The 11,840-nt window shown below is 45.9% G+C and carries 12 protein-coding genes; 8 read left to right on the plus strand and 4 right to left on the minus strand.

Features of this window, described 5'->3' with window-relative positions; all coding sequences use genetic code 11:
• The first annotated feature begins 47 nt into the window (after window positions 1–47).
• The 5 genes from NZD81_RS15795 to pucE are packed head-to-tail and all read left to right on the plus strand — an operon-like array spanning window position 48 to window position 5,240.
• Entirely contained in the window at window positions 48–1,040 is a 993-nt protein-coding gene (locus NZD81_RS15795) for an XdhC family protein (RefSeq protein WP_134975150.1), read from the plus strand.
• Complete coding sequence (pucB, locus tag NZD81_RS15800) at window positions 1,037–1,654, plus strand: xanthine dehydrogenase accessory protein PucB (protein ID WP_282373393.1); 618 nt, start codon at window positions 1,037–1,039, stop codon at window positions 1,652–1,654. Before NZD81_RS15795 ends, pucB begins: the two co-directional genes overlap by 4 nt.
• A complete protein-coding gene (pucC, locus tag NZD81_RS15805; protein ID WP_282373391.1) occupies window positions 1,651–2,484 on the plus strand; it encodes a xanthine dehydrogenase subunit C in 834 nt (277 codons plus the stop codon). The genes pucB and pucC overlap by 4 nt, the downstream gene beginning before the upstream one ends.
• Complete coding sequence (pucD, locus tag NZD81_RS15810; RefSeq protein WP_282373389.1) at window positions 2,485–4,728, plus strand: xanthine dehydrogenase subunit D; 2,244 nt, start codon at window positions 2,485–2,487, stop codon at window positions 4,726–4,728.
• Window positions 4,719–5,240, plus strand: coding sequence for a xanthine dehydrogenase subunit E (gene pucE / locus NZD81_RS15815; protein WP_069150254.1), 522 nt, complete (start codon window positions 4,719–4,721; stop codon window positions 5,238–5,240). The genes pucD and pucE overlap by 10 nt, the downstream gene beginning before the upstream one ends.
• A gap of 185 nt (window positions 5,241–5,425) precedes the next feature.
• Here the strand turns inward: pucE and NZD81_RS15820 are convergent, their stop codons facing one another.
• The 4 genes from NZD81_RS15820 to NZD81_RS15835 all read right to left on the minus strand — a co-directional run bounded on the left by NZD81_RS15820 (window position 5,426) and on the right by NZD81_RS15835 (window position 7,867).
• Window positions 5,426–5,563 (minus strand): YjcZ family sporulation protein, encoded by a 138-nt coding sequence (locus NZD81_RS15820; RefSeq protein ID WP_069150253.1) that lies wholly within the window; start codon window positions 5,561–5,563, stop codon window positions 5,426–5,428.
• Between the two features lie 293 nt (window positions 5,564–5,856).
• Window positions 5,857–6,609 carry an ABC transporter permease gene (locus tag NZD81_RS15825; protein WP_014665278.1) on the minus strand — a complete coding sequence of 251 codons (753 nt, stop codon included), beginning with the start codon at window positions 6,607–6,609 and terminating at the stop codon, window positions 5,857–5,859.
• Complete coding sequence (locus tag NZD81_RS15830; protein ID WP_237711709.1) at window positions 6,606–7,607, minus strand: ABC transporter ATP-binding protein; 1,002 nt, start codon at window positions 7,605–7,607, stop codon at window positions 6,606–6,608. Before NZD81_RS15830 ends, NZD81_RS15825 begins: the two co-directional genes overlap by 4 nt.
• The gene (locus tag NZD81_RS15835) at window positions 7,565–7,867 is read right to left on the minus strand and encodes a winged helix-turn-helix domain-containing protein (protein WP_040081914.1); all 303 of its coding nucleotides are present in this window, start codon (window positions 7,865–7,867) and stop codon (window positions 7,565–7,567) included. Before NZD81_RS15835 ends, NZD81_RS15830 begins: the two co-directional genes overlap by 43 nt.
• 252 nt (window positions 7,868–8,119) lie before the next feature.
• On the opposite strand from NZD81_RS15835, the gene NZD81_RS15840 reads away from it, so the two are divergent.
• From NZD81_RS15840 to NZD81_RS15850, 3 genes are read left to right on the plus strand one after another with little or no spacing between them, the layout of a single operon-like run.
• Window positions 8,120–9,430 carry a YcaO-like family protein gene (locus tag NZD81_RS15840; RefSeq protein ID WP_014665275.1) on the plus strand — a complete coding sequence of 437 codons (1,311 nt, stop codon included), beginning with the start codon at window positions 8,120–8,122 and terminating at the stop codon, window positions 9,428–9,430.
• 20 nt (window positions 9,431–9,450) lie between these two features.
• Window positions 9,451–10,116 (plus strand): TOMM precursor leader peptide-binding protein, encoded by a 666-nt coding sequence (locus tag NZD81_RS15845; protein WP_282373381.1) that lies wholly within the window; start codon window positions 9,451–9,453, stop codon window positions 10,114–10,116.
• Entirely contained in the window at window positions 10,113–11,837 is a 1,725-nt protein-coding gene (locus NZD81_RS15850; protein WP_289860970.1) for a nitroreductase family protein, read from the plus strand. The genes NZD81_RS15845 and NZD81_RS15850 overlap by 4 nt, the downstream gene beginning before the upstream one ends.
• The last annotated feature ends 3 nt before the right edge of the window (window positions 11,838–11,840 follow it).

Raw genomic sequence — 11,840 nt, forward strand, 5'->3', positions numbered from 1 at the left:
CGGAACTCGTTGTTTCTCACAGCAATTTTTGAGAGGAGGATGCAGCATTGGGAAATTTCCACACGGTGTTAGACGCGCTCCTGGAAGACCAGGAGGAGGCTGTGCTGGCGACCATTGTTCAGGTTGAAGGCTCCGCTTATCGAAAAGCAGGCGCTTCTATGCTCTTTAAGAAAAACGGCCAGCGGATTGGCTTGCTGAGCGGCGGGTGCGTGGAAGAAGATTTATGCCAACGAATCAGTGCGCTGGGCGATCAGCTCACGTCAGCGCTGCTTCCCTACGACATGCGGGCGGAGGATGATCTGTCCTGGGGCATGGGAGCCGGGTGTAACGGCATGATTCATGTTCATGCGGAGCGAATCACTCAGGGAAAAAGGCGCCACTATGAAAAAGTGAGGGAATGCCTTCATTCAGGCAAAGCTGTCACTTCTATTGTAAAGATTGAATCCTCCCATTATTTATTTCTGACGGAGAATGGGCATTTTGGGAACTGGCCGGACGCGCCTCTGCAAAATATTCAACGTACTGTTTCAACGCTTCATTTACCGCATTTCGATCCGCCAACTAACATGTTTATTCAGCGAATTGAACCGAAACCGCGTCTCATTCTGTTCGGGGCGGGACCGGATACTGTACCGCTGGCCAATTTGGCGGCTGATACAGGGTTTTCTGTTATCGTGACGGATTGGCGGCCCGCTTATTGCACATCCTCTCTTTTTCCAAAAGCGGATCAGCTGATCACCGCTTTTCCTGAACAAATGCTCAGCGAATTCCAATTTTCTTCGCATGATGCAGCAGTTGTGGCAACCCATCATTATCAGCACGATCAAATGATCATCAACTTCTTATTTTCTCAAAATCTCCATTATATTGGACTGTTGGGTTCGGCAAATCGTACAAAACGGCTGCTGAACGGAAAACAGCCTCCGTCTCATTTTTACAGTCCGGTCGGGCTGGACATCGGTGCAGAAGGTCCCGAGGAAATTGCGGTAAGTGTAGTGGCAGAAATCATTCAAACAAGAAAACGGGTGGCGGTTGTATGAGTAGCCCCTATCTGGTTGGGGTATTTCTCGCTGCCGGCAATAGCAAAAGAATGGGCCAAAACAAGCTGGCTTTGCCGCTAAAAGAAGAAACCATCGGCTCACTTTCTTTGAAAACTGCTCTGTCGTCCCGCCTTGATCATGTGCTGGTCGTCGTGCGGACAAAGCATGCCTCCCTTGAGTGGATAGGATCGCCATATCAAGCACCGCCTTTTCAAAAACGCTGGAGTCTGCATGTTTGTCCAGATGCGGAAAAGGGTCAGGGGCATTCAATCAGCAGCGGGGTGCGAAAAGCAGAAAGCATGGGGGCGGACGGCGTTGTCATTTTGTTAGCCGACCAGCCTTTTCTTTCCGTTGATCATCTCAATGCCCTTGTGGCACTGGCTCCTGAGTCATTTGCCGTGTCATCATTTTTAGGGGCGTTCACCCCGCCAATCTACTTCTCATCGGCTTGTTTTCCTTATATAAAGGGGCTAAAGGGAGATGAAGGGGCTCGCAGGCTCCTGAAAAGCGGAAAGCTTGGAGCAGGTGCGGTTTTGGAGGCAAAGAGAAGCGGTGAGTTGGAGGATATTGATACATCCGAGGAATATGACATGGTAAGGAGGGTGATGGCTTGAACGGCCAAGTGACCAAAGAAAGGATGAATATTCAATTGTGGAGGCCGTCAGCGCTTGATGAGGCCTATTCGCTTTTGCAGCAGCTTGCTCCGGATGTATGTGCCACATCGGGAAGCACGCTGCTTCAGCTTCAGTGGGACAAAGGAATTTTGCCGAAACAGCACCTTGTCAGCCTTGAAGGGATTGACGAGATGCGAGGGATAAGCGTCAGTGACACCCACGTGTCGATCGGGGCGCTGACCACACTGAGTGAATGCAGAAAGAACCCTTTAATCAAGAGCGCAATTAGCTGCTTCAGTGAGGCTGCTTCCGCTGTCGCCGCACCTGCAATCCGCAGCCAGGCGACAATTGGCGGAAACATAGCGAGTAAAATCGGTGATTTGATTCCGCTTTTGCTTGTGCTTGATGCTGAGCTTATCGTGTATCAAAAGGAACAGATCAGGCTGCCGTTAGGCGCTTGGCTTGTGGATGGAGACTTTGAAACGGCTATCGTCACGCGTGTCATCGTCCCGCGGGCGGAGGGAGAGCGTGTATTTTACCGCAAGCTTGGGAGGCGTCAGGCTTTTACAGGAGCGGTTGCTGTTGCAGCCGGACGTTTTTTGAAAGACGGCGGCATTCGTCTCGCCGCTGGCCATGCCGATATCACGCCTGAAAGATTATTGGACAGCGAAGCGAAATGGAAGGCATCAGGGTGGGACCCGCATGAGCTGTACAAAACACTTATCCATGAGCTGCCGTTTTCCGCAGATGATTTTATGTCAGCGGCATACAGAAAAAAAGCCGCTGCCAACGTCATCATGGCAGAGCTGATGGCTGAGGGAGGGGAATAAATGATCATCAACAAACCATCAAGAGTCAGGCCGGATGGAAGGGAAAAGGTCACAGGGGAACTGAAATATATGACCGATCTCAGCTTTCCAGGAATGCTGTATGGCAAAGTGCTGAGAAGTGCTTATCCTCATGCAGAGATTGTGTCGATTTGCACCATGAAAGCTGAGAAAGTGGAAGGCGTGCGGGCCGTCGTCACGCATAAAGACGTTCCCGGCTTAAACCGATTTGGCCTTGTCATCCCTGATCAGCCGGTTTTATGCGAGGACAGGGTGCGGCATGTCGGAGATGCGATCGCCGCAGTTGCTGCGGAAACGGAGGAAATCGCGGAGGCTGCGCTGGAGCTGATTTGCGTTGAGTATAAAGAACTGGAGGTCATTGATTCACCTAAAAAAGCGCTTCAGCCGGGCGCGCATAGACTGCACGAGGACGGGAATATCCTGCACCGCGCGTTTTTTTCAAACGGTGATGTGGAACAGGGTTTTCGAGCATCTGACACAGTCCTTGAAGAAACCTATGAGCTGCCGCGGCAGATGCATACGTATATGGAAACGGAGGGAGGCGTAGCCGTTCCGGAGGATGATGGCGGCTTTACGATGTATGCAGGCACGCAGCACGGCTATAAAGACCGGTTCCAGCTTGCCCGTATTTTTGACATTCCTGAAGAGAAGATCAGGGTTGTGTCAAGTCCGATGGGCGGCTCATTCGGAGGGAAGGATGAACTGAATATCCAGCCGTATGCAGCACTTTTGGCCTTGAAAAGCAGACGCCCGGTCAAAGTTCATCAAACACGAAAGGAATCTGTACGTTCTGGCATTAAGCGCCATCCGATGAAGATTACGATAAAAACGGGTGCGGATCATGCAGGAAATCTATTGGCGCATGACGTGAAAATTGTGGCGGACACAGGCGCTTATGCTACGCTTGGACCGGCAGTTCTTGACTTTTCTGTCGAGCACGCCGCGGGGCCGTACCGTATTCCGAATATCCGGACTGAAGGAATATCTGTATTTACGAACAACGGGGTGGCTGGAGAATTTCGGGGCTTTGGCGGCAACCAAATCACATTTGCACTCGAAACCCATCTAGATCGTCTCAGCAGCATGCTCGGCATTGATCCGCTGGAGCTGAGAGGGAAAAATATCAGAAATCCGCATGACTTGGGGCCGCTTGAGCATCGGATTGCACCAACTGACGGAGCGGCGCAAGTGTTGGACACCATTTCTAAATCTCCCATTCTTACAAGAACAAGCCGGAAATGCGGGTATCTGCAAAGAGGCACGGGAGCGGCAATCACAATGCACGGCGGAGGGCTGGGGTATGGCCGAATGGATGCGGCGGGAGGCCGTTTGTCTCTTTCTAGTGAAGGCAAAATCACTGCTTCGTTTGGATTTGAAGAATGCGGACAGGGGATTCTAGCAGCGATTGAACATATTGTCACGGAGGAGTTAGGTTGTGCCGCGGAGGATATTTCCATTGTTATTGGGGATACCGCAAAAGTACCGAAGTCAGGCTCCTCCACAGCATCCCGCGGCACAAGCATGGTGTGGCACGCGATCCAGCGTTTGAAGAAGCCGTTTCTAGCTCAGTTGAAAAAACGGGCGGCAGAATGGAGCGGCTGTTCAGCGGAAAACCTTATTCCCGGCGCTGCAGGATTGCGTGACAAAAACACAAAGGCGCTCGTGGTGACGTATAAGGAGCTGGCTGAAAAAGGCCCTTTGACAGAGGAAACGGCATTTGACTTTCCAACAACGCCTGATCCTGTCGTAGCACCAGGCAGTCATTTCTTGTATTCTTTCGGTGCAGCTGCCGTTGAGGTGGAGGTAGATCTGTTAACAGGCGATGTCAAAGTGATAGATTGTGAGCATGCTATTGCAGCAGGTCCGGTTGTCAGTCCGCAGGGTTATCGAGGTCAAATTGAAGGCGGCGCTGCAATGGCGCTCGGCTACACACTAATGGAGGAAGCCAAAATGACGGACGGCCGTTATGCGGCGGAGAATCTGGACCAGTATATCATTCCCGGTGTGAAGGATGTTCCAGATATGAAGCTGACCGCGATAGAAGAGCTGATGGAAGGCGATTCCCACGGTCCGCGCGGCGTCGGCGAAATCGGAACGATCGCCATCACTCCGGCAATTGTAAAGGCCATACATGATGCGGTCGGCTGCTGGATGAATAAGCTGCCCATTTCAAGAGAAGAGCTGCTGGAAGCGATAGACAGAAAGGGGCTGAAGCAATGGACGTAAAAGAAGCTGGATCACTTCCTGTAAAAAAGGGACTGTACCGAATGACCGTAAATGCGCAGGAGCGTGAGGTAGCGGCCATTCCCACGGCTCGTCTAAGTGACCTGCTTAGAAAGGAATTTCAGCTGACAGGGACAAAGGTGTCCTGCGGAATCGGCCGCTGCGGAGCGTGCTCTATCCTTATCGACGGAAGGCTGGCCAATGCGTGCATGACGATGGCCTATCAAGCAGACGGACACTCCATAACAACCATCGAAGGGCTTCAAAAAGAAGAGCTGGATATCTGCCAAACCGCTTTCTTAGAGGAAGGCGGCTTCCAATGCGGATACTGTACGCCGGGAATGACGATTGCCCTTAAAGCGCTGTTTGAGGAAAACCCTCATCCGGCTGACGAAGACATAGAAGAGGGGCTGGCGGGGAATTTGTGCCGGTGTACCGGGTATGGCGGGATTATGCGGTCTGCTTGCAGGATTAGAGAAGAGTTGAACGGAGATAGACGGGAGTCCGGCTTTTAAAAGCCGGATTTTTTTAGCCTGACATTTTACTATGAAAAAGCGGTCAGACAGCGTGTGGGAAAACATACGGTACATTTCGTAGAATTGATAGCTCCAGCTTCACATAGCAAAGACGCCATAAAAACTCTTATGGCGTCTGCCGGACAGGGAGGTGCTGATACCGCAGAGGATTGGCAAAGTCAAACTTAATAACCGCTAAAGAAAGAAGCTCCAACAATGATTAACAAAATGAATAGCACTACGATTAAAGCGAAGGAGCTGCCGAGACCGCTTGAATAACCAGAGTTTCCGCCAGAATATCCACCAGAATTGTAGAATCCCATAATGTCACCTCCTTTAGTGGAGATAGAATAAGATATGCCAAACGATCATTTTCGACATAGATTTGAGTCTAAAAAAGAAAAAATGAATATTTTGTCTAAAGGTGTAAGAGAGATTAAACACTATTAAAACAGACTCAAATGATGCTGCATATCAGGGGGATGATGTTTGCGTTCTGTTTGGAAAAAAAGTAAATCATAAAGAAGGACCAACAGGGGATTTGTCCCTGTTGGCCTGAGTATGGCGGGATTAGGCTGCGGGAATGTGACAAGAGATGGTCTGTTTTTGTATGATGTTATCCGCGGATATTATCCCAACGAAACAAACGGACAGCTGCAAAAGCCAGAAGTGCAGTTGAAGCGATTAAAATAAGATAGCTGAATAACACGCCAAGAGATGGATTGTCTCCATTTAAATAATAACGCAGAAGTTCTCCAAAGTAGGTGAGAGGGATAAATTTCGATACTGTTTCAAGCCAAGAGGGAAGCAGGTTCATCGGCATAATTAATCCGCACACGATTAGCAGAGGGGCCAGCATGCCACCTGAAAGCCCATTTACAGCTTCAATAGAGAGACGCATGCTTCCCACAGTATAACCAAGTGCAAACAGCATGAGAAGCCCGATAAGTGAAACAAGCATGATTTGAGGGATATTCTGTGCTTGTAACATTCCATTGAAATAAGCGATACTAAGCAGCGCAACAAGTTGAAAAGCTGCTAAAACAAAACGAGCGCATATTTGAGAAAGCACAAAGGTCAGCTTTGATGCTTCAGTTAAACCAATTAATCGCAAAGTTCCCTGGTCCCTCATTTGTATGATAGGAGTGGAAGTTCCGTTTATAGCAAGCGTAAAGAATGCCATCACAATAATGCCAGGAATGATAAACTCAAATAAATCTGTACCGACTCCCGTAGAGCTGGAGAGAACACCAAACATAATCAGGAATAGAAACGGAAAGGCGAGAACCATAAAAAAGGTTAAAGGATTTCGAATCAGTTCTTTTATATTCATGAATAGAAGCGCAGAAAAAGCACGTTTATTCATCATACCAAAACACCCTCTCGTATTTTCTTTCCCGTAAGCTTAAGAAAAACATCTTCCAAGGTTCCCTGTTCAATGCGGATGCTGGACCACTCTGCGTCAATCTGTTTGATAATCGAAGAAATTACATTTTTGGTAATGGGTTCGGCCACGATTTCAAGCTCGTAGCCAATAGGCAGTGTTTTTATTGAAGATTTTTTTATTTCGGGAATATTTTTCAATTGAGCCACTTTTTTCTGATCGGTGTACTTTAGGAACAAGCGCTGCTGAGGACAATGGGTTTGTATTAAATCTACCGGCGTTCCGAGGGCGGCAAACTTCCCGTTATTTAAAATAGCAGTACGGTCGCATTGTGTATAGGCCTCTTCCATTGAGTGTGTTGTTAAGAAAACACTTTTCCCATTTTCCTTAAGGGATTGGATAATATCCCAGATTTGCCGGCGTGAATGAGGATCTAAAGAGGCGGTCGGTTCATCTAAAAACAAAATATCAGGATCAGATATAAGTGCAATGCTGATCAGCAGCCTTTTCCTTTGCCCCCCTGATAGTTTGCGAGTGGGTTTGTTCATCATGTCTTCTAAACCTACCAGCTTTAATATTTCTTCAGGAGATCTTGATTTATTATATAAGGAAGAAAATAATTTCAAAGTTTCTCCTACTTTCAAATAAGGAAATAGAGTGGTTTCTTGAGGCTGAACCCCAATAAATGGACGGATTTTTTCAGGCTGTTTCAATGGGTTGTAACCCATCACTGAAACTTCGCCGCCGCTTGGTTTGCGCAATCCGATGATAGATTCTAAGATTGTTGTTTTCCCCGCTCCGTTCGGACCTAAAAGCCCAAAAACTTCCCCTTTTCTCAAATCAAAAGAAATTCCCTTTATGACTTGATGATCCTCGTAAGACTTATTTAGATTTTGCACGGTGATAGGTAAGCTGGACTTCATGTAACTGTCACACTCCTTTAATGTTTTGGATAGAGAATGTAGCCTTCTTTTCTCAGGCATAAGATATGCCTGGGACGTTTTACATCTTTCTCGATTAGTCGTCTCAGCCGATTAATATATACATACAATGCATTCTTTGTAGCGAACCCTTCCTCTCCCCACGCATATTTTATGAGTTTGGCTTTGGATACTGGTCTGCCGTTATTGACAGCTAAACAATGAAGCAAACGAAATTGAATTCTGGAAAGGGGAATAGTGGAATTTTCATTCACCAGCATTTCACGTTCAGAGTCTAATAACCAATCGCCAATTAGAAGCATTTCTCTTTTTGTGTAATTAATCTGAATCTCCTCCTTTAGATAAGACAACTGAGACGTATGATTTCATTAGCATATACGGGAGCAAAGACAATTCAGTTCAGATGAAAATGACAAAACTTATAAAATTAGGAAAAAAGTATTATTAATCTTAACGTATATTAAGGTTTTCGACATAGATCCAGATTGATATATCTAATATAATAAATTCATAGCATAGAATTTACGTTTTTTTGAAAAAATGGAGGTGCGTGAATGGCTCATTCGTTGGAAAAACTAGTACAGCCTTTAGGAGGATTTATAAACAGAGTATCTTCCCTCCCGACCTATCCTGGTGAACCTGATTTCCCAATTCAAGTTGCATCTACGGGAGATATTTCTCAGTCTCTGTCCCATATATCAAGCTTAAATCCGGGGAAGTCGTTGACGGGAGATATGGATGGTGCAGGAGGATCACTTCACGAAAAAGATAGTCGAATTAAAGCGATTGCTGAAGCATTAGAACGATATTCCAGCTGTGTGTATAGTGAGGAACAGTTTATTTGGGCAACAGCTGAGGAATTAGGGTCGAAAGCTTTAGATTTAAAAAAAATTCCCATCTGCTCAGAAACTGAACGATCTCATCCCCGCTGCCCGGTAAATAAACCATTATTAGATTCTCCGTTGAGGTGGGTAAAGGGCATGTCTCTTCACACACAAGAAGAGACATGGATTCCAGCCATCATGACCTATTTGCATTTGCCGGCTATGAGCCAAGGTGAGCGCTTTTGGCTTCCGATTTCGACCGGCTGTGCTGCACATACCTCTTATGAACAAGCTCTTGTAAATGCGATATGTGAAGTCATTGAAAGGGACGCGATCTCTTTAACTTGGTATCAAGAACTTCCTCTTCCTCACATCATCTTTGATAAAAAGCCAGATCAAGAAATGACTGAATTTTTAAATAAAACATTCGAGAATGGAAATATCAAGCAATATCTGTTCGATGGTACAACGGACTTAGGCATTCCAACCATTTATTCCTTGCAGCTGACACCCGATAATAAAAAACTGGCTGCCTTGATTATGTGTGCGACTGATTTAAATCCTCATAAAGCAATAAACAAAGTTATGAGGGAAGCCGCTTCTTCACGCATCGCCATGATGGCAGAGCGCCCTGCGCCGCAAGATATAGATGATTTCTACAATGTGTTCCACGGCGCGACCTATATGGGGAAAGCTGAAAGGCTGCATGCCTATGATTTTCTAGTACATTCGCCGAATCAATCCAATCTTTCAGAATTACCAAACCTTGAGCAAGAAAATGCGGGAGAAAATTTAAAATTTCTTTTAAATCGTCTTGAGGAAAAGGGACTTGAGGCATTTGCAGTTGATCTGACAACCGATGAAGCCATTCATGCTGATATGCGCGTGGTTCGTGTCATTATACCCGGCCTTCAGCCTTTGTCCTTCAGTTACCGCTGCCGTTTTTTAGGGCACCAGCGTCTTTATGAAGCAACAAAAGCGATGGGTTATCCGGTGAAAACGGAGAGCGAAATTAATGCTTGGCCTCAGCCGTTTGCTTAATAAGGAAGGAGATTTTATAAATGAAACCCATTCATATCATGACAACAGGAGACTTTGGCAGGGAAGTCGCACAGCAGCTTTCTAAAAAAATCGATCATATTGTGATTACGCCATTAAACGAGCCGCTCTACTTATTGCCGTCAGACCGTTTTCCATCTGCTCGATTGCATATCTTTGCCTCTTGGAAATCATCTTCTTTTATTTCAAAACAGCTCGACCAGCTTTGTTTTAAATGGAATGAACCGTGGCTTCCCATTACTATGGATCATCCGTATATCAGAATAGGCCCGCTTGTTATACCTGGTGAAGGGACATGCTACCATTGTTTTGAATCTCGTTATTTACAGCATTCACCGGTTCCTCAGTATGTCAAAAAAATAGATGCATATTATCATAGCCATCCAGACGCGGGACCAAAGGGATTTTTACGCAGCTTTGCCGGCTGGTCAGCCGTTTTCGCTTCGACAATTATAAAATCAATTGACGAGAATGAGCAATCACAATCTGGGCGAGTTTGGCAATTAAACATGCTGACAAGAGAATCCTTCTGTTCACAAACCATGTCAGTGCATGGCTGCCCGAGATGTGGATTAAAACGCTCTGAAGAAAACCGCAGCGTGGCACAGTTATCTGAAGACCTTCAATCATTGTTAAGTCATAGAAGAGGGGAAGTGCTTACGAAATGAAACCTGCATCAGTCATGTCAGCTGAGCAAGTTGGCCATGCGGCTTACTTTGACCCGAATTTTCGATTGCCTAAAAAGCCGCGCTTAATCGCAAGTCTTCAAATGATTCCGGATCAAGATTCTATGTTATTTCATGGAACAGAACATTTGCAGGTGCTGAAAGGAAATGCTGTTACGCGCTTTTTGCCAAATCTAATACCATTTCTCAATGGTTCGTATACCATTAAAGATATTATGGCGGAGTTTGACCAATATTCTCCAAGAGACATCAGCAACATTCTTTCTTTATTGTTCATGCGCGGTTTGCTTGATGATGCGGAAGGTGATGAAGGGATAGATACAAGCTGTTTTGAGCCTGATGTTTACCAATTTTTTCAGCGAAGTACTGATTCGACAAGAGTAAACAGAAGTGCGGCAGAAGGATTACATAAATTGAAAACTGCTGAGATTCTGCTATTGACTGATTCAGAGCATGGCAAGATCCTTCATGAGGAACTTGTATATATGGGAGGAGAAAATGTTGTAACAGCACGGCTCTCAGATGAAGTGAACATCGATCATGCCGACCTTGTGATTGTCTTCTGCACCAATCCTTTGAACCACAAACAATTAAGGTCATTGGATCATATCTGCCATGAAAAGAATATTCCATGGATACTCACACGAGCAGCAGGAAATGTCGGTGTTCTGGGGCCATATTTTGAAAAAAATGAAACAGCCACTTATCGAGACTATCAAATAACAGTTGAATCAGAAGATGGCCAAGGCAAACCAAGCCTTGAACATATTGAAATGTGGGAATATTATTCTGCGGTTGAAATTGTTTATTTCATTACGAGGCTTGCTCCTTCTGCAACCGGAACAGAGTATCTCACATTCCGATTCGATAATTGGACGTGCACCAGCAAAAAGGTCCATCCAAGACCGGACGGCAGTTGCTGCACCGGCGACTCCGAGAATGAGCTTCATCCTGTATTGCAGTTTGAAAATGCAATCGCCTTTCCATCAAAACATTTGATTAACCCTAAAAGTCATCAAGTCCATTACAACCCAAAAAACTTGTTACTAACAAATGAAGCAAAAAGCTATCCGAGTGCTGCCTTATATGAGCTGCCGACCGAAGAGCTTTTGCCGCAGCCAAAAGGCGGTTTCCTGAAAAACAGAATACAGCCTATGTCTGGAAGAGAGGAATTGAATCTGGAAGCGTTAACTCGCTTATGTTTGACTAGCGGTGGGTTAAGAGACGCAGACAGCGGCCAGGCAACTGGAAAAGTGCAGAGGTGGGCGCCAACCGGGGGCAACTTGGGATCTTGCCAGATTTACATTCTTGCCCTGTCAGTAAACGGACTAGCTCCTAACTGCTACTTTTACCAGTACTTGGATCACTCATTGGCAAAAGTCGGTCCATCATTAACAATAGGAGAAATCAAGAAGAAAATAACTGATATAACAGGACTAAAAGAAGACAATCTTCCAAAGGCGTTTGTTCTCTTGACAGGGGCTTATGAAAGAGTTGCCAGCAAATACAATGGTTTTGCTTATAAAGTCATTCATTTAGATGGAGGGGTCGCTCTATCACAAATGCAAGCTGTATCTGCAGGTCTCGGGATAAAAGTAAATATGATTGATCAGTGGAATGAGCAAGCGCTTTTATCCTGTTTTGGAATCGATCCTAAAAAAGAACCGGTAATAGCTTTAGCCGGATTAGATGACGGATGGTGATGA

The organism is Bacillus sp. B.PNR1, from assembly GCF_030386235.1.
Taxonomy (GTDB): domain Bacteria; phylum Bacillota; class Bacilli; order Bacillales; family Bacillaceae; genus Bacillus; species Bacillus stercoris.

What these genes read in the sequence shown, in the direction of transcription:
- pucB (WP_282373393.1), top strand. Translation starts at nt 1,037, where the DNA reads ATGAGTAGCCCCTATCTGGTTGGGGTATTTCTCGCTGCCGGCAATAGC.
- pucD (WP_282373389.1), top strand. Translation starts at nt 2,485, where the DNA reads ATGATCATCAACAAACCATCAAGAGTCAGGCCGGATGGAAGGGAAAAG.
- pucE (WP_069150254.1), top strand. Translation starts at nt 4,719, where the DNA reads ATGGACGTAAAAGAAGCTGGATCACTTCCTGTAAAAAAGGGACTGTAC.
- NZD81_RS15820 (WP_069150253.1), bottom strand. Translation starts at nt 5,563, where the DNA reads ATGGGATTCTACAATTCTGGTGGATATTCTGGCGGAAACTCTGGTTAT.
- NZD81_RS15825 (WP_014665278.1), bottom strand. Translation starts at nt 6,609, where the DNA reads ATGATGAATAAACGTGCTTTTTCTGCGCTTCTATTCATGAATATAAAA.
- NZD81_RS15830 (WP_237711709.1), bottom strand. Translation starts at nt 7,607, where the DNA reads ATGCCTGAGAAAAGAAGGCTACATTCTCTATCCAAAACATTAAAGGAG.
- NZD81_RS15835 (WP_040081914.1), bottom strand. Translation starts at nt 7,867, where the DNA reads ATGCTTCTAATTGGCGATTGGTTATTAGACTCTGAACGTGAAATGCTG.
- NZD81_RS15840 (WP_014665275.1), top strand. Translation starts at nt 8,120, where the DNA reads ATGGCTCATTCGTTGGAAAAACTAGTACAGCCTTTAGGAGGATTTATA.
- NZD81_RS15845 (WP_282373381.1), top strand. Translation starts at nt 9,451, where the DNA reads ATGAAACCCATTCATATCATGACAACAGGAGACTTTGGCAGGGAAGTC.
- NZD81_RS15850 (WP_289860970.1), top strand. Translation starts at nt 10,113, where the DNA reads ATGAAACCTGCATCAGTCATGTCAGCTGAGCAAGTTGGCCATGCGGCT.